This is a genomic window from Levilactobacillus koreensis JCM 16448 (genome assembly GCF_001435525.1).
In the GTDB taxonomy this organism is placed as follows: domain Bacteria; phylum Bacillota; class Bacilli; order Lactobacillales; family Lactobacillaceae; genus Levilactobacillus; species Levilactobacillus koreensis.
The window spans coordinates 1-23,039 of sequence record NZ_AZDP01000008.1 but is presented as its reverse complement, the minus strand read 5'-3'; the positions used below and the strand labels follow the sequence as shown (position 1 = coordinate 23,039).

The 23,039-nt window shown below is 39.9% G+C and carries 18 protein-coding genes and 6 pseudogenes; 14 read left to right on the top strand and 10 right to left on the bottom strand.

Annotated elements, in window-relative coordinates; all coding sequences use genetic code 11:
* Positions 1–103 precede the first annotated feature (103 nt).
* Positions 104–397, top strand: a pseudogene (locus tag FC99_RS00400) (transposase); the annotation flags it as partial.
* A 117-nt stretch (positions 398–514) separates the two neighbouring features.
* On the opposite strand, the gene FC99_RS00395 reads toward FC99_RS00400, so the two are convergent.
* Positions 515–1,597 (bottom strand): alcohol dehydrogenase catalytic domain-containing protein, encoded by a 1,083-nt coding sequence (locus FC99_RS00395; RefSeq protein ID WP_003561291.1) that lies wholly within the window; start codon positions 1,595–1,597, stop codon positions 515–517.
* 161 nt (positions 1,598–1,758) lie between these two features.
* Between FC99_RS00395 and FC99_RS13525 the strand changes: the two are divergent.
* Positions 1,759–2,338, top strand: a pseudogene (locus FC99_RS13525) (IS256 family transposase); the annotation flags it as partial.
* Between the two features lie 98 nt (positions 2,339–2,436).
* Positions 2,437–3,365, top strand: a pseudogene (locus tag FC99_RS00380) (IS30 family transposase).
* A 48-nt stretch (positions 3,366–3,413) separates the two neighbouring features.
* On the opposite strand, the gene FC99_RS00375 reads toward FC99_RS00380, so the two are convergent.
* From FC99_RS00375 to FC99_RS00365, 3 genes are all read right to left on the bottom strand, one after another.
* Positions 3,414–3,713 carry a hypothetical protein gene (locus tag FC99_RS00375; protein WP_056986416.1) on the bottom strand — a complete coding sequence of 100 codons (300 nt, stop codon included), beginning with the start codon at positions 3,711–3,713 and terminating at the stop codon, positions 3,414–3,416.
* Between the two features lies 1 nt (position 3,714).
* Positions 3,715–4,575 carry a ParA family protein gene (locus FC99_RS00370; RefSeq protein ID WP_056986414.1) on the bottom strand — a complete coding sequence of 287 codons (861 nt, stop codon included), beginning with the start codon at positions 4,573–4,575 and terminating at the stop codon, positions 3,715–3,717.
* Positions 4,576–6,099: 1,524 nt separating this feature from the next.
* Positions 6,100–7,206: an IS3 family transposase gene (locus FC99_RS00365; RefSeq protein ID WP_476738438.1), complete on the bottom strand. Its 1,107-nt coding sequence runs from the start codon at positions 7,204–7,206 to the stop codon at positions 6,100–6,102.
* On the opposite strand from FC99_RS00365, the pseudogene FC99_RS14400 reads away from it, so the two are divergent.
* The 3 genes and pseudogenes from FC99_RS14400 to FC99_RS00355 all read left to right on the top strand — a co-directional run.
* Positions 7,157–7,261 (top strand): annotated as a pseudogene (locus FC99_RS14400) (plasmid replication initiator protein A); the annotation flags it as partial. The gene FC99_RS00365 and the pseudogene FC99_RS14400 sit on opposite strands and share 50 nt — an antisense overlap.
* Before the next feature lie 262 nt (positions 7,262–7,523).
* Positions 7,524–7,805, top strand: a complete 282-nt coding sequence (locus FC99_RS00360; RefSeq protein WP_010014534.1) for a type II toxin-antitoxin system RelB/DinJ family antitoxin — start codon at positions 7,524–7,526, stop codon at positions 7,803–7,805.
* Positions 7,795–8,301, top strand: coding sequence for a hypothetical protein (locus FC99_RS00355; RefSeq protein WP_056986438.1), 507 nt, complete (start codon positions 7,795–7,797; stop codon positions 8,299–8,301). The genes FC99_RS00360 and FC99_RS00355 overlap by 11 nt, the downstream gene beginning before the upstream one ends.
* Here FC99_RS00355 and FC99_RS00350 read toward each other — a convergent pair.
* Together FC99_RS00350 and FC99_RS00345 are read right to left on the bottom strand one after the other, a co-directional pair.
* On the bottom strand, positions 8,291–8,569 hold the full coding sequence (locus FC99_RS00350; protein WP_013356307.1) for a hypothetical protein: 279 nt from the start codon (positions 8,567–8,569) through the stop codon (positions 8,291–8,293). The genes FC99_RS00355 and FC99_RS00350 overlap by 11 nt on opposite strands.
* Before the next feature lie 22 nt (positions 8,570–8,591).
* Positions 8,592–8,819 (bottom strand): hypothetical protein, encoded by a 228-nt coding sequence (locus FC99_RS00345; protein ID WP_003555660.1) that lies wholly within the window; start codon positions 8,817–8,819, stop codon positions 8,592–8,594.
* Positions 8,820–9,070: 251 nt separating this feature from the next.
* On the opposite strand from FC99_RS00345, the gene mobQ reads away from it, so the two are divergent.
* From mobQ to FC99_RS00320, 5 genes and pseudogenes are all read left to right on the top strand, one after another.
* On the top strand, positions 9,071–11,131 hold the full coding sequence (gene mobQ, locus FC99_RS00340) for a MobQ family relaxase (RefSeq protein ID WP_056986409.1): 2,061 nt from the start codon (positions 9,071–9,073) through the stop codon (positions 11,129–11,131).
* A gap of 119 nt (positions 11,132–11,250) precedes the next feature.
* Positions 11,251–11,883 (top strand): annotated as a pseudogene (locus FC99_RS00335) (DNA topoisomerase); the annotation flags it as partial.
* 386 nt (positions 11,884–12,269) lie between these two features.
* Positions 12,270–13,190, top strand: coding sequence for an IS30 family transposase (locus tag FC99_RS00330; protein ID WP_054519348.1), 921 nt, complete (start codon positions 12,270–12,272; stop codon positions 13,188–13,190).
* Positions 13,191–13,437: 247 nt separating this feature from the next.
* On the top strand, positions 13,438–14,592 hold the full coding sequence (locus FC99_RS00325; RefSeq protein WP_056986407.1) for a cation:proton antiporter: 1,155 nt from the start codon (positions 13,438–13,440) through the stop codon (positions 14,590–14,592).
* Between the two features lie 122 nt (positions 14,593–14,714).
* Positions 14,715–16,283 carry a ClC family H(+)/Cl(-) exchange transporter gene (locus FC99_RS00320; protein ID WP_056986405.1) on the top strand — a complete coding sequence of 523 codons (1,569 nt, stop codon included), beginning with the start codon at positions 14,715–14,717 and terminating at the stop codon, positions 16,281–16,283.
* Between the two features lie 92 nt (positions 16,284–16,375).
* On the opposite strand, the gene FC99_RS00315 is transcribed toward FC99_RS00320, so the two are convergent.
* The 3 genes and pseudogenes from FC99_RS00315 to FC99_RS14390 all read right to left on the bottom strand — a co-directional run.
* Entirely contained in the window at positions 16,376–17,236 is an 861-nt protein-coding gene (locus FC99_RS00315; protein WP_042521211.1) for an IS982 family transposase, read from the bottom strand.
* Between the two features lie 358 nt (positions 17,237–17,594).
* Positions 17,595–17,657 carry a putative holin-like toxin gene (locus tag FC99_RS14395; RefSeq protein ID WP_222843308.1) on the bottom strand — a complete coding sequence of 21 codons (63 nt, stop codon included), beginning with the start codon at positions 17,655–17,657 and terminating at the stop codon, positions 17,595–17,597.
* 212 nt (positions 17,658–17,869) lie between these two features.
* A pseudogene (locus FC99_RS14390) lies at positions 17,870–17,971 on the bottom strand (restriction endonuclease subunit S); the annotation flags it as partial.
* 95 nt (positions 17,972–18,066) lie between these two features.
* Here FC99_RS14390 and FC99_RS00310 point away from each other — a divergent pair.
* From FC99_RS00310 to FC99_RS00300, 3 genes are all read left to right on the top strand, one after another.
* On the top strand, positions 18,067–18,987 hold the full coding sequence (locus tag FC99_RS00310) for an IS30-like element ISLsa1 family transposase (protein ID WP_056986401.1): 921 nt from the start codon (positions 18,067–18,069) through the stop codon (positions 18,985–18,987).
* Positions 18,988–19,280: 293 nt separating this feature from the next.
* Entirely contained in the window at positions 19,281–19,877 is a 597-nt protein-coding gene (locus FC99_RS00305) for a recombinase family protein (protein WP_056986399.1), read from the top strand.
* Positions 19,878–19,991: 114 nt separating this feature from the next.
* Positions 19,992–22,028 (top strand): KUP/HAK/KT family potassium transporter, encoded by a 2,037-nt coding sequence (locus FC99_RS00300; RefSeq protein ID WP_015639648.1) that lies wholly within the window; start codon positions 19,992–19,994, stop codon positions 22,026–22,028.
* Between the two features lie 128 nt (positions 22,029–22,156).
* On the opposite strand, the gene FC99_RS00295 is transcribed toward FC99_RS00300, so the two are convergent.
* Positions 22,157–23,039, bottom strand: an 883-nt coding sequence (locus tag FC99_RS00295; RefSeq protein WP_056986397.1) for an IS30 family transposase, incomplete at its 5' end; no start/stop codon positions are given.

Sequence of the window (23,039 nt, the reverse complement as noted above, 5' to 3'; positions counted from 1 at the left end):
AATGTGAATAATCTTGCTCAGGTGTAGTAAATGGCGCTAACCCTTGTCGCAACTGGCATAATTAATGTGGAGTAAATCAAAGATCACTACACGTTAGTGTTAAACTCTGCCCAAGTTCAAGCAAACCTACGAGACCTACTTAGCGCCTCATGATGCCTTGATGGTGAGGAAACATCCCGCGGAACTGGCAATCCTGTTAGCTACTTACGAGCTAAACGGTACGGCAATGGACATGACGATCGTGACGCTTAAGCGACACGAAGTCGCTGTCACCAGCCCTTATTCCAACGGTCCGATCGAAGGGGTTAACCACCTCATCAAGTCACTCAAACGATCCTGTTTTGGCTTCAAGAATCAGCTGAACTTCTTCAAACGAATCTACCAAATCACGGCATAACATGACAAAGACGGCTCCCCAAATGGAGAACCGCCTCAAATGATAAATTTATTCTTCAACACCAGTTGACGTAGAGCCATAATTATAGGGCACTTGGGTTGAGAAAACTGATGTTAACTAAGAATGCAAACGAACTAAAATCTTTGCTTGTTTTTTATCCTTTTCTAAGGATTCAATTCCTTCTGAAACTAATTCATTTAATTCAATCTTTTTTGTAATGACACGTTTGAATAGTGACCGATGGGTATCTATAATCTTAATTACTCGATCGAAGATATTGGCATATCCATAAGATGTTAATAAACTACCACCCTTTTTAAGAAGAGCTCTAACATCTACAACTGGTGGATGTTGAAATAATGCAATCACGGTAACCTTGCCACCGTTTTTAAGAGCCTGAATGGCACCAGTAAGTGTGGGTTGTACACCGGCACAATCAAATGCAACATCTACTCCCTGATTTTCCGTGATAGTGCTGATAGCGTGAGCTAATGACTTTTGGCTATCAGCACGTATTGGGTATTGAACCCCTAATTCATTTGCTAAATCCAAACGTTCCTCTGACATGTCATTTATTATGACGTGATGGGCACCAGAAATTTGTGCTATTAAGGCCGTGAACAATCCAATTGGACCAGCACCCTGAATTAAGACATCATCTCCAGGAGACACTCGGCTTGCCATAACTGCTTGTGCAGCAACTGAAACTGGCTCAACTAAAGCCCCTAAATCAAGCGGAAAGTTAGTTGGCAAGAGATGTGCAAAGGTACTTTTTACATTGCACTTTTCAGCTAAGCCACCGTTAGCCGAAAATCCTAAGAATCCTGCTGATTGATCACTACCTATAGCATGCTCACACCAATTATAATGACCAGAAAGACATTCCGGACATTTTCCACAAGCAATCATTGGCTCGACTGCAACTTTATCTCCAATTCTTAATTTAGATACTTGTTTTCCAATTTTAGAAATCGTCCCAGAGAATTCATGACCAGGAATCAGCGGAGCCTGCATATGGGTTAGCGGATGAGGCATTGTCGCCAAATCCATACCCTCTAAATATTCATGAATATCACTACCACAAATACCATTAAATGCAACCTCAATTTGAACTTCATCTGGTGCCGGATCAGGAATATTTCTTTTTTCAAAGCGGATATCCTTAGGACCGTAAATAACAGCTGCTTTCACCATAGTCATAGTGCTTCGCTTCCTTCATGTTCAATATAGCACAATTATAAAAGGGTAGCGTCAAGAATCTTGTGTAAATGCATAAAAGATTTCTGAATTGTATAGAAATAGGGAATGCCTTCCCTTATGATATTTAGTAACCACAGAAAACATCACAGGAGGCATTCCCCATGAATGAACTTACCACAGAAATTATCGCTGCACTAGCCCAAAAGCAAGATTTGGACGAAGTTTTTCGTCACCACCTCGAAATTGCGATTAACCAGCTGCTTCAAACCGAATTGGCAGAGTTTTTGGGTTACGAACGCTACTCATACGCTGGGATTAACACTGGTAATAACCGCAACGGCAGTTATGAGCGCTCGTTTGATACGAAGTACGGCCAACTTAACCATTCCTCGAGATCGCAATGGCCGGTTTGAAAATCATACCTTGCCAGCCTACGGGCGGCACAGTGATAATTTAGAAACAACGGTCATTTAGTTGTATACCAAGGGAATTACCACTGCTGAAATTGCCGAACTCATTGAAAAAATGTACGGTGCTCACTACTCTCAAGCCACGGTTTCCAACATGACTAAAGCCGTCAATGAACAGGTTCAAGCTTTCCAGCAACGTCGACTGGCTTCACAATATGTGGCCATCTTCTTAGATGCTACTTACTTGCCGTTAAAGCGGGATACCGTTCAAAAAGAAGCCGTTCATATTGCGATTGGCATTCGTCCAGATGGTACGAAAGAAGTGCTGAACGGTAGATTGTAAAATTAATCCGACGCTGTTCGGACAAAAAAGATCAGCTTCCCTTAAAATGGTGTTTACCACAAACACATCTTTTAGGAGCTGATCTTTTGTCTAGTATAACCTATTCTGAACGAATTAAAATCGAAACCTTTTGTGAACTAGGGCTGTCCAATATCCAAATGAGCGATCGCCTAAAACGATCACCTGCCACAATTTCTTATGAATTAGCTCGATGTGAACCTTACCAGCCGAAGTGGCCCAAACAGATGCCGAATACAAGCGGTCACGATGTGGCCGAAAGACTAAATTGAATGACAAATTAAGGCAAATAATTTTAAACCATTTACGGCTAAGTTGGTCACCAGGAATGATTGCTCACGAATTTAAACTAGCGACTAAATCAATTTATAATTGGTTAAATCAAGGGAAAATTGAGTTTTCTTTAAATGATTTGCCTGAACATGGCGTGCGCCAACGGCGTAACCTTGACCAACGTTCTAAATATAATCAATCATTAGGACGGTCAATTGAACAGCGACCCATCGTGGTTAATCGACGTAATCGCATCGGTGATTTTGAATTAGATACAATTGTTGGCCCCCGTGGGCATAGTAAGGCAGTTTTATTAACCTTAATCGATCGCAAATCACGGTTCCTTTGGGCCTACCGATTAAAAAACCGGACAGCAGTAACTGTTAATGAAGCCCTAAATAAGTTTCTAGCAACTTTTAATGGCCCGGTGCATAGTTTTACGGTGGACCGTGGCACTGAGTTTAGTGGGCTAGTATCACTTGAAGCACAATACGGTATTAAGACCTATTACTGCCATGCTTATACGCCAGCTGAGCGCGGCAGTAATGAACGATTTAATCGGAACTCACGCTATTTTTATCCTAAGGGGACTTATTTTGAGCACATTAGTGCTCAAGGCTTGAAAACCACCTTACTCGAAATTAATCAGAGACCACTTAAAATACTTGACTGGCAAACACCTTATCAGGTCATGCTGACCAATTTGTCAAAAAATTCGGATTAAATTTGCAATCTACCATTACTTCTTTCTTTTATTTTAATGTAGCACTGCTTACATATTCTCCCGCAATACGGTATACCTGCGCTGTTGTTCCTCGGTCATATCCTTGTAATACTGGTCAATAAGAAGCTGGATAATCTCGTAGTCGAAGCCAACATGTTCAATTGTCTTCAGGACTTTCATATCCTTGTAAGTCTCTGCGGATACCTTAAGGGATTTTTTCTGATTTTTTGGTATAGAGGAAGATTTATTCTCTTTTTTCGTAGCATTATCTGTTGCATGGTACTCTTCTGATGGCTTTACCGCTCCGGTAACCCTTCGTTGAAGAATATTAGGCTTTTTACTTGGCATCTTACTTGGCCTCCTTATCATCTATAAATAAGCCAATCCGGCTTAATAACTCATCGGTAACTTGCTGGTACTTGTCTAACACTCGCTTATCGAAGCGGTCCTTATCGGTAATTCCATTAATTGGGAATCGTTTAATCCGGGCCATTTGAGTAACAATATTTGTGAATACATTTTCTTCTCCAAACTCATCCTTAGCAGATTGTATGATTGTCTGATCGACGCCGTTACGGGCATCGTGAAGCATTGGCAAGATACCAATTACCTCTATATCTAGCTGATACTCTTGCTGAAGTTTGGAAAGGGTATTCACATACTCTTCTGCACCGGATAGACTATCATCGTGTGTTTGCAAGCTGATAAGTGCAAAGTCTGAGAAGATAACAGCATTACGGGTAATCTCAATACTAAATGGTGGCACATCCAACAGAATTACATCATATTTCTTCTTCAATGGATTAAACAAGGGTTCCAACAGATGTGTTTCTTCGTACACATTATTCGTATTCTGATATAAATATTTCGTGAAATCTTGGAAATCAATATATGAAGGAATTAGGTCAAGGTTATCCATTATCTTAACTGGTAAGTCTGTTAGATCTTTCTCCTGTACGCCTACCATCAGAGTTTTTTTAATTGAGTACACGGTATCTTCCTGCTGACTTTTCGTTAACATTAGTGTTTTAGTGGCGTTGGCTTGTGGGTCTAAGTCTGCAACCAACGTATGTATTCCCATTTTAGCTAAGGTATAAGCGATGAGATACGTGTTAGTTGTTTTTCCCACGCCACCCTTTTGATTACCAATCACAATGGTTAATGCCTCATCACGAGACTGTATAGCCTTTACTACGTCTGGAATATCCATAACAACGACCTCCAATTGATTTTTAGTTAGTATACCACAATTTAATAGCAAAAGGGGAATTTCCCTAAATAGTTATTTAGATATATAGAATTAGGGATATATAGAAATTGGGATAAAGGGAAAAAGGGATACTTATCGACTGAGAACACTGTTAGAATGGGAATTAAAAATATCCCTAAATAGAAAAAGGGATATAGGGATAATTCTATTTAGGGATAATTCTATTTGGGGAAAAATAGATAAAGGGAAAAAGGGAAATTAAATATAATTGTTGACAGATATCCTATGAAAGGGCTATAATCATTGGTATTGACAGTCCTATTATATGATGTGCTTTTAACATTATTTCCACCGTTTGCTGTACTAACTGTGAATCATGGGGGACACTGTCAGTAGTTCAAAAGAAGTAATACCTAAAAAACTGCATAAAAAAAACACCCACCGACTGGCATCGGTGAGCGCCACATAAAAGTCATCATCATTTAATGACTATTATATCATGGCCGGTGCGATTTTTAAAGCCCTAGGGGACAAGCTGGGGTCTAAATCCAAGGGGACACGTTTGCCAGTGCGACTTCAATAAGTCTGGCTATACCACAACAAGGTCATCTGTACGGCTGGGTGGTGAATGGTGAGCGCGACCATTAACGGCGCGGGTGGTAAAACGAAGCTTCGGCTTGGTGCCACTGATTAGTTGGTGATCGAACAAAAATAAATACGTATTACCAACGCCTGCTAGGGCGTTTTTTAGTAGGTTAAACCGAAAACGTAGGTTTATAATGAGTGGTGGTAGCAATACCGCAATTGTACAGACAAGCGACGGGCGTTAACGACCGACGAACTAAGGGGAAACTTTTAGTAGTAGAATTGTACTCTGGTTCAGTTATTCCAAATAGCTGATTCCAGGGAACAATTCTGCGCTCAAAACGTCACTCCCTCTAAACTGAATGGAAAACCGTAACCCGTCAAGTCAAATTCCAAAGAAAAAAAGAAAGTTGGTGGAATTGTTGGAATGTAAGGATTACATTGTTCCATTGAATCCAGATGTGATCGTTAAGAAGACAATCTATCGGAGTTCTGCAAGAATTACTGAGCGACAAAGGAACCAAGTGAAGAGAGTTTTGCGTAGTCAAGGGTATCAGGGAAGAATTAGTAGTATTCGATACACTCGAGTAAATTACAAGTATTCCTTTAAAGTATCCGTGAAGTATCGGGGAAGTGTTGGCAAATTTTTGGTTAATACAAAGAATGAGACAGTTGAATTCAAGGGAATGGCCTAGATGTAATTTCAGTGAATTTCACAAACTCATTTTCCCCAATTAAAGCCAATCTGCGACCTATACCACTTCTTTTTTGGACAAGTTCACAATCAAAAAATAACGGAATGTGGAAGTACCGCGGTGAATGTGGGTTACTTGGGATAAGCCGCCTTATGTGAAGTAGAAATTGGTATACTAAAAAAGGCTCACGGTTTAACACTGGGAGCTGCTCCTTGTCAAGTAGACAAGTCAAATAATTAAAGTTTTATGCACTCTTTTGAACGGCATGATTCCGGTATTCTTCCGGAGTCATGCCGTTTAGTGTTTTCTGACGTCGTTCCGTGTTATACCATGTGACGTACGCCTTGATAATCCCGATTAATTCAACTTCCGAGAGTGGTGCCTTGAAAGCCAGTTCTTCAGTCTTTAGCTGGCTCCAGAAACACTCCATGGCATTGTTGTCGCCTGGTGTTCCTGGTCGCGACATGCTATGGACGATCCCTTTTCCAGATAATAGGGTGTTGTAGTCACCAGAAGTATAAGCCGAGCCTTGATCGGAATGAAGAATCTGTGGTTTCACACCACGAGTTGCTTTCAGGGCCTGTTTGAGTGTTTCAGATACTAATTCCTTGGTCTCAGTACTGGCGACCGCCCATGCGATAATACTGCGGTCACAAAGGTCTTTAATGGCACTTACACGTAAGCGTTGCTTCTGGTCGGGCCCAAATTTCAATTCACTACAATCAGTCACCCAAGTCATATTTGGTTGCTCAGGTTTGAAATCATGGCTACCATCTTCGTTTAGTAACTTATTGGCGTAAATGTGGTCTTTCTTCTCCTGTTTTCGATCATGCTTAGCCGCACGAATTGATGATTGAATCCCGTTACGACGCATGATACGACGAACCCGACCCTCACTAACATGGTACGGGGTCTCCTCATTAATATACGTTGTCATGGTCCGGACGCCAAAAATATAATTCTTTGATTCTTCACGCTTAATGATATGCGCCAAAATGGCTTCATTCTCCAGTTCATGCGCGTTAACTTTACGGTGAAGCCACTTGTAGTAGGCAGCTCGAGATACACCGACATACTGGCACATGAAACTAATCCCATACACTTGATTAGTGTCGGGATTTACTTTTTTCGAGAGTGCTTGAACTGTGAGATATTTTTCTTTTGCTTGTCTACCTTGGTAGGAGTATACCCCTGGAGGCCTTTTTTCTAGGTTACATATTTTGAGGATGAATGTTTTTATCTTCGTAGCTTTTACTTGGGTGCTGTAACATGATGAATACTGCTTAGTTTTTGGTGTCGTACTATTTGCTGTTTGGTGGAATAAACAAGCGGCTAGTGAATACGCGGCCAAACACCCCGAAGAAGAAAAGCCGGCCGACAACGACAACAGTGGGTTGTACTACTAATCCTAAAAGGCTACAAAATCCTTTCTAAGCAGTTTTAAGGCTTGCCGACCTCCCCTTTATACTTAAGTTAGATTTAAATGTCTTAAACAGAAGAATAGGGGCTTTTAAATGAGTGCCAGAGCTAACCAGGCTAACCAGCTCAAAAGTTCAGCCTTTAGCTCAACGCCAAGCTCAAGTGATTTGAGGCCAGGGCTTTATCTATTGATAAGGTACTTAAAAGGTAGTATAATAGTAGTAGCAAAAGAAAGGAGATGAGACAATCATGGCAGTTAAGGAAAAGAAACGGGTCCAAGTCAAGATTGATAAAGATTTGGCCGATGATACCGAAGCAGTTTTAAGCGAATTGGGCTTAAATCCAACCACGGCCATTAACATGTTTTACAAGCGGATTGTTGCTAATGGTGCTTTACCTTTTAATGCGTCTTTAAGCGAAGAAGAAAAAGCTAATTTACGCTTTTTAAAGGCGACCGAAGGGACACCAGTAACAGAGTTCAAAGACGCCAAAGAAGTCGCTGATTGGCTCAATGATCCAGATGAGGACTAATGACTTAGTCAGCCTATACGTTAGTTTTGTAGAAACTAACGGTGGCAAGTCTCGGCCAGTTTTAATTCGTCGGGTATCAGAACAGACGGTCGAGGCTTTTAAAATTACTAGTCAGTATGAAAAGAAGTCGGCTTATATCAAGCAACAATATTATCCGATTCAAGATTGGCAATCCGCTGGGTTGAAGAAACCTTCCTGGGTCGATCTTGGTAATATTTATCGCTTTCCCAAAGCCGGTTTAAACTTTAAAGAAATCGGTCATTTAAGTAAGCTAGATCAAAATAAAATTTCAGATTTTACGCTTGCCCTAAAATCAAAAAGAAGAGGTAAGGATCAAAAGATAATTCAACAGCGATCAAGTAAAAGGAAGCACAAAGAAAGTAAAGCAGAGCTTACACAAAGAATTCAAAAACAGTTAAAAGACTTTGCTAAAAACAATCCAGAAATTAAGCCAAAAAACAATTCTGAAAATAAAAACGATCGGCCTAGTTATTAGGTTGATCGTTTTTTAATTTATCCGGTTTATGGGTGTTAACATAGTCAGCAAATGTTTTTAAAAGTTCTTCGGTTTGTTCGACCGATAGGTTATTAGCTTGAAAGTACTTTTCTAATAAAGCGCCTTTTTGAATTAATCGGCGAGAACGGGCTTTTCGTGCTTGTCGATTTTCATAGTATTTAGATTGCCGTAATTTAAAATCTTCCCGCTCAATTTTTTGTTTTAAACGCGCTTGCTGCTCGACTAGTTTTTCATATTGATTAGACATGGAATTTCCCCATCTCGTATGGCTAATGATCTACGGACTTTACCTTTAAAAATTCAGAAAATTGCTTGGCTAAAAGCTTAATCTGATCGTTAGACAAATTAGCATAATCTAAATTGGCTTGACTGATGATTTGTTTACCTAGCCGTTGTTCAATCTTATTTTTTTCGTCCTTAATTTTTTGATTGAGGGCTTTTAATTTAGCTTCTTGTTTTTCTAAGTTACTTTGAGACATAACGATCCCTCCAATCATATTAGAAATAATCACCGAAACTATATCATATAAGAAACGTTAAGTCAAAGTATAAAATTTGAAATAGCGAAGCGGAAGGCATACACTAAATTAAAGTTAAGAGAATCAGAAGACCGAGTGAAACGAGGTCAATGCGCACTTACACGTCATCTTTGATGACGTTGTGCTAAACCCATTAAAACCTGTATTAGAAGTCGCCGATGGCGACAACAAAGTCAAACCCATAAACCCAAAGAAAGGTGGTGACCGACATGGCAATTTTTCACATGAGTTTTAGTAATATTAGTGCTGGTAAAGGACGAAGTGCGATTGCCAGTGCCGCTTATCGAAGTGGTGAAAAGCTATTTGATGATAAGGAAGGTCGCCACTATTTTTATGCCCGCTCGGTTATGCCAGAAAGCTTTATTTTGACGCCAAAAAATGCACCAGCATGGGCCAGTAATCGAGAACAATTATGGAATGAAGTTGAAAAGAAAGATCGTAAATCAAACTCACGGTATGCAAAAGAGTTTAACGTGGCTTTACCAATTGAGTTAAGTGAAGATGAACAAAAAACATTATTAACTAAATACGTGCAAGAAAACTTTGTTGATCAAGGCATGGTAGCCGATGTAGCGATTCATCGTGATCACCCAGATAATCCACACGCACACGTGATGTTAACCAATCGCCCATTTAACCCCGATGGTACTTGGGGACAGAAAACAAAAACCAAATACATTTTAGATAGTCATGGTAATAAAACTAAGACCCCTGCAGGGAATGTGAGAAACCGAAAAATTTGGTTGGTTGATTGGGATAAAAAAGAAAAAATAACTGAATGGCGGCACAATTGGGCGGCAAGTGTCAATCAGGCTTTAGAGCAAAAAAGCATTCCTGATCGGATCAGTGAAAAATCATTTGTGGAACAGGGAATAGCTGACACACCAATGCAACACGAGGGAATCAATAGCAAACGGCATGAAAGAAAGGCATTTAATCAACAAGTTAAGAACTATCGTAAGTCCCAAGCTGGCTATAAAAATATGCAGGAGAAAGTAGTTAATCAAGGCCACTTGGATAGCCTAAGTAAACACTTCTCGTTTAACGAGAAAAAAGTGGTCAAAGAGTTAAGCCACGAACTGAAAACTTATATTAGTTTGGAAAGTTTAGATGATAAGCGGCGCATGCTATTTAATTGGAAAAACAGTACCTTAATTAAGCACGCTGTTGGTGAAGATGTCACTAAGCAATTATTGACAATTAACCAACAAGAAAGTTCACTAAAAAAAGCAGATGAGCTCTTAAATAAAGTAGTTGATCGCACGACTAAAAAACTTTATCCAGAGCTTGATTTTGAACAGACAACCGCGGCTGAACGACGGGAATTGATTAAAGAAACTAATAGTGAACAAACGATTTTCAAAGGCAGTGAATTAAACGAACGTTTAATGAATATTCGTGATGATTTATTGATCCGACAATTATTGACCTTTACCAAACGGCCATACGTTGGCTGGAAGTTATTAATGCAACAAGAAAAGGAAGTCAAAATCGAGCTTAAATATACGCTGATGATTCATGATGATAGCTTAGAAAGTCTAGAACACGTTGATCAAGGTCTACTAGAAAAGTATTCACCAACCGAGCAGCAAAAGATTACTCGCGCAGTCAAAGATTTGCGAACAATCATGGCTGTTAAGCAAGTTATTCAAACCCAATACCAGGAAGTTTTAAGAAGAGCCTTTCCTAACGGCAATTTTAATGAATTACCAATGATTAAACAGGAACAAGCCTACACAGCCGTGATGTACTATGATCCTGTTTTAAAGCCATGTCAGGCTGAAACAATTGAACAGTGGCAAGCAAATCCACCACAGGTGTTCAGTCCCCAAGAACATCAACAAGGACTAGCTTATTTATCGGGACAGCTTAGCTTAGATCAGTTAGAAAATCATCACTTACAACGGGTTTTAAAGCATGATGGCACTAAACAACTCTTTTTGGGTGAATGCAAAGTCGATCCAATGATTAAGAACAGTCAGATTGAGAAAATCCAAAAGCAGTTAAAAGGGCAACAAGCCAAGGACGACCAGTATAGAAAAGTAAATATTGGACATTATCAACCGCTAAATTACAAGCCAGTTAGTCCAAGCTACTACTTAAAGACGGCCTTTAGTAACGCAATCATGACCGCCTTATATGCCCGTGATGAAGATTACGAACGGCAAAAACAGGCGCAAGGTTTAAAGGAGACTGAGTGGGAAATGACGAAAAAGCAACGGCAACACCAAACTCGAAACCGGCATGAAGATGGGGGCATGCACTTGTAATCACAAAATTAGCGACTGGTTAATTGGTATGAATGGTAGCCCATAATGTATTTTATATTGATAAAAATTTGGTACGTAGAGCGTGCTCGATTAGTTACCCATAGCTGCCAGCCTTGTGTATGGTCTATCAAAGAGACCAGGCAATCAAAAACTTTAAGCCGGAACCCTATTTTGAACTAAATGCGGAAATTGTAGCTAATCAGCAAAAATTCGTCGCGAAATTAGCCCCCTATCAGCGATTTAAAGACAAAGCAGGGCTAACGACATTCATGCAAGCTAAACACGTTCAGAAAGGCTCACAGGCTGGTTTAATCAAGGGCGTTCAAAACCAGGCTAAAAAACGTGCTAGTCCCCAACTATTCTCGCTATCCAGTCTGCAAAGTGCCATGAATAAACGTTATCACGCCAGCGCCAGTCAAACCTTAGCGGCCATTCAGAGTTTATACGAAGCCAAGTACCTTAGTTATCCCCGCACCGATTGTGCTTACATCACTGATGAAGAATTTGATTATTTAGTGGCTAATCTGACGAAGTATCTGGGTTTAGTCTCTAAGCCAGTCGCTTTAACCAATACCACCCCAAATAAGCGCTATGTTAATGGAAAAAAGGTTGAAGAACACTACGCCATTATCATGACTAAAGTCGTCCCGACTAAAGATCAATTAGCTACCTTACCTAAAATACAGCATCAAGTCTATGACTTAGTTTTAAAAACGACGTTAGCGATGTTTGCTGATCCGTATGAGTACGAGGTAGCGTCAAGAATCTTGTGTAAATGAAATGCCTGGTAGCGTCAAGAATCTTGTGTAAATGAAATGCCTTCGTACATATAATATGTATCTAACTTAAATAAGTAATGAGAAAATATCATGTCTAAATTAACTGAATCTCAAATACGGGCCAATAAAAAATAGGACGATAAAAACAATATATTAACAAGCGGTCAGTAGCACGTAACTTTGTTAAGCAACTACCTACCGATGATGACCTCGCAAAGTTTCTTAGCCTAATTTCTGATCGTCATAAGTTTTTACATGGGTAAATTCTATAATTAATCCGAACAAAAATTAAAAAAAGCCCAAAGCAATCTCTTACAATGGTAGTAGCTAATTCCAACCAACTATAAGGAGCGATTACTTTGGGTATCTCTACTTTATCAAGTTTTCAACGTGGCGCGCTAGCACAACTAGTCAGTGAAGGTCATCATACTTACCAAGATATGGCTGACGCTTTAGGCGTTGCCAAATCTACCATTCACTATGAATTGAACCGGGTTAAACCTTATGACCCTGAATTGGCCCAACAAGATGCTGACCGCAAAAGACGGGCTTGCGGTCGCCATTCGATTCTAACATCATCATTAGTGACTTTAATTACCAATCACTTGCGATTAACCTGGTCACCAGAAGCGGTCGCGACTGCTTTTAACTTGGGTACCGCTTCAATTTATAATTGGCTTAATCGTGGCTGGTTACCTTTCGAATTAGCTGATCTACCTAATCGAAATATCCGACAGTGTCGAGTTAATGAACACCGTGGCACATTTACAAGTGGGACTTCGATTGAACAACGACCAACAATTGTTAATCAGCGGTTAGCTTTTGGTCATTGGGAAGTAGATACAGTGCTTTCTGGCCGGAAAGCGTCACGAGCATGCCTGGTCACTTTTGTAGAACGTAAGACGCGACTTCTATGGGCCATAAAAGCCCCTAACCGAACTGCCAAGGCCTTAAATAGCGCCTTTGAAAAGTTTATGGGAACCTTTGGTTCCCAAGTGAAATCTATAACTGTTGATCATGGTAAAGAGTTTGCCGATTATCAATCCATAGAACAAGACTATCAAATTAAAGTTTATTTTTGCCATCCATATTCACCATGGGAACGGGGTTCCAATGAATATTTCAATCGACGGTTACGTTGGTTCTTCCCGAAAAAGACTAACTTTGGCCAGGTAACGACAGATGAAATCCTGGCAGCGCTTGAACTTATTAACCAACGGCCATTAAAAATCCATCATCAACAAACTGCCATTGAAAGTTTCCGGGCTTGTTCGGATTAAACTTGTAATTTGCCAGATAAAGAAAATTCAGAAATCACTTTTAAAGTTGGCGGTGTCTGTGTTTCGAATAAGTAACTAAATGTGACAACTTATCGTTACTTGAATATTTTTGATTAGTTTGCTAGCATATAAGAAGTATTATTAAAACATGAATAAATAAATCAGTTGACGTAAGCTCAAGGTGTTCTCTTTCAGGGGTGTGTAAGAGGTATCTGGGTTTACGTTTTTTGTATGAGGAGGTTTTTGTTTGGAATTTTTAGGTACCTTGGTGATCATCTTGATTACAACTAGTCTATTTGGCCATCTAGCCTCTAGGGTTGGTATCCCAGCAGTGATCGGTCAATTATTTGTTGGAATTATTCTTGGCCCTGCGTTGTTGAATTGGGTTCACGCCAATGATTTCATCCATATTTTTTCAGAGATTGGGGTTATCATCTTAATGTTTATCGCCGGACTTGAGAGTGATCTTACATTGCTTAAAAAATATTTGCGTCCTAGCATAATTGTCGCGTTGTTAGGAGTTTTGATTACGATGGTACTGATCTATCCAGTTGGTATTGTTTTTGGCTTGACACAATTTGAAAGCTTGTTTTTGAGCGTTATTTTTGCCGCAACGTCGGTTTCAATTTCAGTTGCTGTCATGAAAGAACTAAATTTACTTGATAGTAAGAGCGGTTCAACAGTCCTCGGTGCCGCGGTGGTTGACGATGTGCTAGCTGTCGTTTTACTTAGCATTATGGTAAGTTTAATAGGTACAAAGGCTGGTACGGATACCCAGATACCGCTAGCTCTGACTTTTTTAGAGCAGCTAATTTACTTTGCCGCAATTTATTTCGTGATGCGTTTTATCGCCCCTCTCCTCGCTAGACTAGGCACCAAATTATTGAATCCAGTGGGACCTACTATAATGGCGATGATTTTGTGTTTTGGTATGGCATATATTGCAAATCTGATTGGACTGAGTGCAGTAATTGGGGCCTTTTTTGCAGGAATTGCGATTGCACAAACTCATGTAGCTCATGAAGTTGATCAAAGTATCGAACCAATCGGTTATGCGATTTTCATTCCTGTATTCTTCGTTTCAATTGGTTTAAGTATGTCACTAGCTGGCATAGAACACGATTTGTTATTAATTATCGTATTGACAATTGTGGCAACACTGACGAAACTATTAGGAGCGGGGAGTGGGGCTAAATGGGCCGGATTCAGTTCGAATGAAGCTTACCTCGTTGGTGCAGGGATGGTCTCGCGTGGGGAAATGGCCTTGATTATCGCTCAAATAGGCTACCAATCCAAACTAATCAGTGATGATTACTATTCGGCAATTATCACTGCCATTATCCTAACAACGTTATTAGCACCATTACTACTCAAACATGCGGCTCGTCATATAAACTACTAAAACATTTTAGCGGTATGACACCCCTTCTCTGTGAAAAATAACTACTAGATTTCATCGAGATATTGCCTAGTTTAATTAAGTACTAAATTATATAATATTGGTTATAATGGAGGATTAGTTATTTGATACAGCTTGTAAAAGAAAAATTTGACGTTACTCGTTTGCGATTTGTTTTACTCGGCCTGCTTGTGGGTTTAATGAGTGGCACCGTTGTTAGCTTATTTCGCTATTGTATTGAGATAGGGCTGCACTATAGTCGATTGGTATATAGATACTTACGAATCGCGCCGTTTGTTTGGTGGGAATGGGCATTGTTGATAGGCATCAACCTTGGTTTAGCGTTAATTGTGGCTCGACTTCTCAAGAGAGAACCTTATATCGCTGGTTCTGGAATTCCGCAAGTTGAAGGTCAATTGGCTGGTGAATTGGAAATGCACTGGTGGTCAATTCTTTGGCGAAAATTTATCGGTGGTATTCTGGCATTGGGACCTGGATTATTTCTCGGACGAGAAGGACCAGCGATTCAATTAAGTGCGTCAGTTGGTCAAGGTTTCGCTTCTGAGTTTAAGTTATCAGGAACTGATCGCCGACTACTAATTGCATCAGGCGCCGCTGCTGGATTAGCAGCAGCGTTTAATGCCCCCATTGCTGGAACTCTATTTGTCTTAGAAGAGATTTACCATAATTTTTCACCGCTGGTTTGGTTAACAGCATTAGCCGGAGCAATTGGTTCAAATTTTATTTCGCTGAATGTTTTCGGACTTGTTCCCGTGTTACATTTAAGTTATTCACGTAGTTTACCAGTATCAAATTATTGGCACTTAATTTTACTCGGCATTGTTTTGGGATTATTTGGTTACTTATATCAACGGGTCTTGTTAGTTATGCCTAGGTGGTATCATCAATTGACACATTTGCCACGCCCAATACAAGGTGTCGTACCATTTCTGCTGGTAATTTTAGTTGGTTACTTTTCGCCAAATTTACTCGGTGGTGGTAATGGCTTAATTTTGGGATTTGGCCAGCATGTTCCACCTTTGTTTGTACTAATTGCAATTTTTATTATACGATTCGTCTTTTCAATGATTTCATATGGTTCCGGATTACCTGGCGGTATTTTCTTGCCGATTCTTTCTTTAGGTGCTGTGATTGGTGCGGTTTATGGCGTCTTAATGAATCAATTAGGATTATTATCGCATGTCTATATCATGAACCTAATCATTTTTTCCATGGCCGGTTACTTTGCTGGAATCGGAAAAGCTCCCTTCACAGCTATCTTGCTGGTAACAGAAATGGTTGGCAATTTAACACATTTAATGCCATTAGCAGTCATATCGTTAACTGCTTACCTTGTTGTTGATTTATTAGGCGGTGCACCAATCTATGAAGCATTGCTTAAGCAGATGACAATGCCTAAAACTGTTCAGCAACTTCATCGACCTGATCATTTGGAAATACCGGTTTTCTTTGGCAGTCCCTTAAACGGCAAAATGGTCCGAGACATGCCATGGCCTAAAGAAGCACTGCTCATTGGAATCCGGCGTGGCGAACAAGAAGTGATTCCACATGGTGACACCTTGATTCATGAAGGTGATACGTTAGTACTGTTAACTGATACAACCCAACGACCCCAAGTTAAACAACGGATTGATGCATTATTAGCAACCTTAGAAAAAAAGCACCAAGACTAAGTTAATAGGTAAATTGGTTTATCATAATGGTAGGTATCAGATTAAGTGGGTCCGTTGGCAGACATAAACATATTGGAAAACTACCCGTTGTGCTAGTTAATTAGCTGCCAGGTATCTACGAATAAAAGTTGTTCTAATCGACTTTTGAAACCACGCAGACATCGGGCCCGATTATGTTCAACCTGAAATAAAACCTGCCATTTAGAGAATAGAGTTTCGATCATGCGCCTTTGGCGCTTCAATAAGGTGCTATTCAGTCGTGATTGGGGCATGTTACGGCGTTTGGGTGTCCAGAAATCAATGTGTCGTTGCTTTAATTGATCTTTTAGTGGTTGACTAAGGTAGCCAACATCGGCCAAAACATGTGAGCAAGCGTATTGGTCAATCAATTCTGGCACTAAACGAATATCATGAATTGAAGCAGCTGAAATTGAATAGGCCACTACAATGCCTTGATTGGTGACCTGAAAATGTCCCTTTAAACCATAGAACCATTGTTTCTTGGTGGCATTATAGCCAATGTCAGCAAGTGAGCGTAAAACTTTGGCTCGATGATTACGAATTGATTGGCATAATGGGATTGGAAAACTATCTATGATGGTGTAAGTCACTGATGGTAAACAGTGTTTAACTAAACCAACCCGCAGGGTTTGGAGCAGACAGCCCATAGCTGTGCACCGTCGATTAAAACGAGATCGTTCTGGCAAACCAGTCAGCCCTAACCCAACTAACAGACGATAAAAAGCACATTGATTAGTGATACCAAGTGATACCTGCCAACACATCAAAGCCATGATAGTTACATCTGATATTTTGGCATGATTAGCATTCTTTCTTTGCCGAATTTTGCAGGAAACATAACGTTGATATAGTGGCGTTACAACCGCAACCCAGGGTTGCCAAGGTGCTTGCACGATAGTTGTAGGTTGAGTAAGATAATATTGGCTTGACATCGTTCACACTTCTTTGTTTAGGATACTTAAAAGTGTAAGCCTGCCAGGCTTTTTATGTACTTTAATTGTCCCATTTCAACTAGCACAACGGGTATTGGAAAACTATATACAAATACGGTGAAGTACGAAAAACGCTGAAACAGAATTAGTTGAACCTATTTTGAAAAATACAAAGATAAATAATATGCCGAAAATGCCTTGCTACCCAATTTTTCATAGTCATGCTATAATGTAGACAGAAAAGGAAGCCTTGCGCTAACAAGACTTCCTACGCAAGCCGCTTCAAAGGCGGTGGCGAAGTTAATAAGACAGCATTAAGCTACCCTGTAACCTACCAAAGTTACGCAGGGCGGCTTTTTTATTTGTGGTGCTTGTCGATATAGCTGAGTAGCGCGATTAAAAACGTGCCAAACAGCAACATCAACGAGAGTGCCTGGAAGACGCTCATTGACTGTGAAACCTTCCTGAAGATTATTCCATGTTCCCATGGGCCTCACCTCACAAGGGAAAAGACAGCCACCGCCCTTAAACCTTCCTGCGTAATCTATTATACAGGTGAATTAAGTATTGACCAAGCACAATAAAAATAGATCATGGAGTTTCATGGGATCCTAAATTTGATCAAATTAAGAATCAGCAAAACATCTTTTGTAGATACCCTTTTTTGAGTTCCTGGAGTTTTTCAAGCTTACGCTGATGAAGAGCTATAGTATCGTCTAGCTGTTTGAAAAAGGCAAATTCTATAATTAATCCGAACAGAAATTAAAAAGCCCAAAGCAATCACTTACAATGGTAGTAGCTAATTCCAACCAATATAGGGAGTGATTACTTTGGGTACATCTACTTTATCACGTTTTCAACGTGGCGCACTAGCACAACTGGTCAATGAGGGAAATAAATCTTACCAAGTAATGGCTGACGCCTTAGGCGTCGCCAAAGCTACGATTAGCTATGAGTTGGACCGGGTTAAACCTTATGATCCAGAATTAGCTCAGCAAGATGCAGATCGCAAAAGGCGGAATTGCGGTCGTCGTTCGATGCTGACGGCAGCATTAGCGACTTTAATTACCAATCACTTACGATTAACCTGGTCACCAGAAACCATTGCGGCCGCTTATAACTTGAGCACTGCGTCAATTTATAATTGGCTTAATCGTGGCTGGCTCCCCTTCAAATTGACTGATCTACCCAATCGGAATGTCCGCCAGCACCGAGTGAGCGAAAATCGTGGGAAATTTACAAGTGGGACTTCCATCGAACAACGGCCAACAACTGTTAATCAACGGTTAGCTTTTGGTCATTGGGAAGTAGATACGGTGCTTTCTAGTCGAAGTGAGCCACGATCATGTCTGGTTACATTCGTAGAACGTAAGACCCGACTTCTATGGGCCATCAAAGCCCCTAATAGAACGGCTAAGGCTCTAAACACCGCCTTTGGCAAGTTTATGGGGGCCTTCGGTCCCCAAGTAAAATCCATTACTGTTGATCATGGTAAAGAGTTTGCCAATTATCAGGCCTTAGAACAGGATTATCAGATCAAAGTTTATTTTTGCCATCCATATTCACCATGGGAGCGAGGTTCCAATGAATATTTTAATAGACGGTTACGCTGGTTCTTCCCGAAAAAGACCAATTTTAGCCAAGTAACGACTGATGAGATCCTAGCAGCACTTGAACTAATTAATCAACGACCATTAAAAATACATCATCAACAGACTGCCATTGAAAGATTCCGGGCTTGTTCGGATTAAACTTGTAATTTGCCAACTGAAAAATTAATTTTACCTTGACCCAGTTACCTGGTGTGCATCAAATAAGTAGTGATTGAGCACCAAACGAAAAGATTTATTAGATTAATAAGTAAAGCAAACCCCTGAGTTGGAGTAAATCCAAACTCAGGGGTTTTACTGGTCTAACTGTTTTTCAGACCATTCTCTGTAAACTGCATCTTGCCACTAGGGTATACCCTAGTGGCCTTTCTTGTTTCTGTGCTATACTAGGAATTACAAGTGTTCATTAGAACTGTCCAAAAGGAGAGCTAAAAATGGCTAAAATCGGTTATGCTCGCGTGAGTTCCAAGGAGCAACATTTAGATCGACAGTTAGCGGCTTTAAAAGACGTTGATAAATTATTTACGGATAAATTAAGTGGGGCTAACATTAATCGGCCAGAACTGCAAAAGATGCTGGCCTATATTCGTGAGGGTGATATTGTCCTGGTCACTGAATTAGATCGCTTAGGCAGAAACAACCAGGATTTAACCCAGATCATGAACACCATTCAAAATAAGGGAGCAACCCTAGATGTGTTGAATTTGCCGTCCATGACAGGGATTGCTGACCCAAATTTACGTCAACTGATGACCAACTTGATTATTGAACTCTATAAGTATCAGGCCGAAAGTGAACGTAAGCGAATCATTGAGCGCCAGCAGCAAGGGATTGCCTTAGCTAAGCAGCAGGGTAAATATCATGGGCGTAAACCCCAATACACCCAAGACGATCCCCGCTTGCAACATGCTTTTAAACTTTATCAGGCAGGCATGAGTGATGTCGATGTTGCCCGTAATACAGGAATTAAACGGACAACCTTTATAAGGTATCGAAAGAAATTTAATGTTAAGGTAGATTGTAAATTATGAGCTTCTTTAAAGTGATTTCATTATGATGTATATGGCATAGTTGCTTTTCTTCGTGTTTAGGCTTACTATTTTGCAGTGCTATATTTCAATAATTAGCGTTGGAGGCAAGCAAATATGAATAAGCAACTAGAACGTGTTTCTTTTGCGGGGGCACTTGTTACTTTAGGAATTGTGTACGGTGATATTGGCACTTCACCATTGTATGTTATGAATGCATTGATTGGTGACGCCGGTAAAATGGGAAATATTTCTCCCAATTACGTGATTGGATCGATCTCGTTGATTTTTTGGACATTAATGATCATTACAACGTTGAAGTATGTTGTCATTGCAATGCAAGCCGATAATAAGCGTGAGGGCGGAATTTTTGCTTTATATGCATTGGTTCGAAAAAATTCAAAATGGTTAATTTGGCCAGCCTTGATTGGCGGGGCGGCCATTTTGGCCGATGGAACATTAACTCCTGCAGTAACTGTGACTTCAGCCATTGAGGGATTAAAAAAACAACACCTTGGCCCTGTGGTGTTTAGTAATTCTCAACATAACGTCTTGATTATCACAACAGTTGTTCTACTCGTATTATTTATGATTCAACATTTTGGAACAGGTATGATTGGGAAATCCTTTGGACCAGTGATGATTTTATGGTTTGGCTTTTTGGCTGTCTTTGGAATCGTTAATCTAATCAATTATCCAATGATATTGAAGGCTATTTCTCCTTATTATGCAATTAGGATACTATTCAGTCCAGTTAACAAAGTGGGAATCTTTATACTTGGAAGTATCTTTTTGGCAACCACAGGAGCAGAGGCTTTATATTCCGATATGGGTCACGTTGGCAAGCAGAATATTTATGTAACATGGCCACTAGTATATAGTACCCTATTTTTAAATTACTTAGGTCAAGGTGCTTGGATAATTAGACATGCAGGTGATACTGCTTACAGGAACTTATCGAACTTAAATCCTTTTTATGAAATGCTCCCCGGAACTTGGCGCCTAGTTGGCATTTTGCTAGCCACACTCGCTGCAATTATTGCCTCTCAAGCGTTGATTACGGGTTCTTACACTTTAGTCGATGAAGCAATTGGCTTAAAATTTTTACCTAGAATGGTTATTAGACATCCAAGTAATATAAAAAATCAAATTTATATTGCAACTGTTAACTGGATACTATGTATAATAACAATTAGTGTAGTCTGGTTCTTTGGTAGTTCACAAAAAATGGAGGCCGCGTATGGTTTAGCGATCACTATTACCATGCTTATGACTACTGTGCTTTTGCATGAATTCTTAAAGAAACACCTGGCTAAGGGAACAGCACTTATAATTGCCTTGTTTTTTGGTTTTATTGAGTTAATCTTTCTAATTTCAAGTTTGGTTAAGTTTATTCATGGCGGTTATGTTACGTTAACAATCATGTTGGGCATTCTTTATATTATGTGGCTTTGGTACTTTGGAAATAAACGAAGAGAACATTATGAGAAAGAAAGCGAGTATGTTTCACTTCTTGACTATCGTGATCAACTCTCTAAATTAAGCGCAGACAATACAGTACCTTTGTTCACGACTAACTTAGTGTATATGACTAAAATTAAGGGTGATTACCAAATTAAGCGTAGCACCATGTATTCTATTCTCGACAGACAACCTAAAAGAGCTAAAGTTTATTGGTTTGTTACAGTCAATGAAACCAATGCACCTTATGAAAGTAATTATACAGTTGATTTACTTGAGACGCATAATGTTGTTAACGTTCAACTTTACTTAGGGTTTAGGAAATCTCAATCCGTTAGTGTCTATTTACATCAAATTGTAAATCATCTAGTGGAACAAGGTATTTTAGAACCACAAATACCCACGTATTCAACAGAGCGACAACGGAAAGTCGGCGACTTTAAGTTTGTTATTATAAAGGAACAACCAGCAGATTTAATTGTCAATGATAAGTTAAGCTCGTTAGATAGAAGATTGATTGGCGGGCGCATCTATTTGCAGAAAATTACGGCCTCACCTATTTCATGGTATGGTTTGGAGTTTAGCAATGTCATAGAAGAAAGTTCTCCGTTATTTATTACTCAAGATCAGGATCAATACTTAATCCAAAAGAAAATTTATCATCGAGGCAGATTAAGTAAGACTGAAAAATGAGTATGCAGTAGTTTAAGTGCAACAACTAAGTTAGAAAAATTATATTTAGTTTTAGGTAGATTGTAAAATTCCTCAATTGTCAAATCAAGTGCAACACTAAGAATCTATTCTTAGAAGTGGTCTAGTTGCTAAGCTAGTTCAGGCATTAGATCGGCTGGGCAACGATAGTTTAATGAACGCCGCAGCCGGTTGTTTAAGGTATCCTGAGCCAGCTGAATATCAATGAGTGAGGCCAAAACCAAGGATCTACCCTTCGGGAAGAACTCGCGCAAAAGGCCGTTAGTGTTCTCATTGGTTCCGCGTTCCCATGGTGAATAAGGATGGGCAAAGTAGATGTCCGTTCCCGCCACTTGGCTCAAGCTTGAGAACTCGGCACCGTTATCAAAAGTAATGGTTTTAAAGTACTCAGTTCCATAGTCATATAAGGTGTTCTGGAGGGCTTTCAAGCAAGTGTCGGCATGATAATTGGGAAGTTTAACGATGATTTCTAAACGACTAACACGTTCAGTCAAAGTCATTAATGCTGGCTCAGATTCAACTCGTTTACCTTTGACCAAGTCACCTTCCCAGTGTCCAAGCTCTTGACGTGCTTGAACCACAGTGGGACGCTCTTCGATTGAATGGCCCAGATTCTTCTTATTGATTCGGTGATGCTTTGTTCCGGGACGTTTGACTCGGCGACGGAGTTTAGCTGGTAGGTCTGAATTACGGATAGTTAAACGCTGGTCATCAATGTATCGATACACCGTCGGTGTTGAGGGACAGACAACTCCTGGGTAATTAGTCTTGAATTGGTGAACAAAAGTATCCACACTATGCATTCTGGGGCGAGCTTTTAAAGCTGTAACCAAAGCATTACAGAAGGTTTGACAGTGATCAAAGAGTCCACGATAACAGCTGTTTAGCCGGTGCTTACGATAAACTGCTTCGCCAGTTTCCGCCAGATATGACTGTTTGTATATGGCGGTCGTAAAATGTAGGAAAATGGCAATTAGAAATTGTCGGTTTTCC

Coding starts and splice junctions, on each gene's coding strand:
- FC99_RS00375 (WP_056986416.1), bottom strand. CDS start 3,713: ATGCCAAGTAAAAAGCCTAATATTCTTCAACGAAGGGTTACCGGAGCG.
- FC99_RS00345 (WP_003555660.1), bottom strand. CDS start 8,819: ATGATTGGAGGGATCGTTATGTCTCAAAGTAACTTAGAAAAACAAGAA.
- FC99_RS00300 (WP_015639648.1), top strand. CDS start 19,992: ATGAATAAGCAACTAGAACGTGTTTCTTTTGCGGGGGCACTTGTTACT.
- FC99_RS00350 (WP_013356307.1), bottom strand. CDS start 8,569: ATGTCTAATCAATATGAAAAACTAGTCGAGCAGCAAGCGCGTTTAAAA.
- FC99_RS00355 (WP_056986438.1), top strand. CDS start 7,795: ATGAGGACTAATGACTTAGTCAGCCTATACGTTAGTTTTGTAGAAACT.
- FC99_RS00315 (WP_042521211.1), bottom strand. CDS start 17,236: ATGTCAAGCCAATATTATCTTACTCAACCTACAACTATCGTGCAAGCA.
- FC99_RS00305 (WP_056986399.1), top strand. CDS start 19,281: ATGGCTAAAATCGGTTATGCTCGCGTGAGTTCCAAGGAGCAACATTTA.
- FC99_RS00360 (WP_010014534.1), top strand. CDS start 7,524: ATGGCAGTTAAGGAAAAGAAACGGGTCCAAGTCAAGATTGATAAAGAT.
- FC99_RS00370 (WP_056986414.1), bottom strand. CDS start 4,575: ATGGATATTCCAGACGTAGTAAAGGCTATACAGTCTCGTGATGAGGCA.
- mobQ (WP_056986409.1), top strand. CDS start 9,071: ATGGCAATTTTTCACATGAGTTTTAGTAATATTAGTGCTGGTAAAGGA.
- FC99_RS00395 (WP_003561291.1), bottom strand. CDS start 1,597: ATGACTATGGTGAAAGCAGCTGTTATTTACGGTCCTAAGGATATCCGC.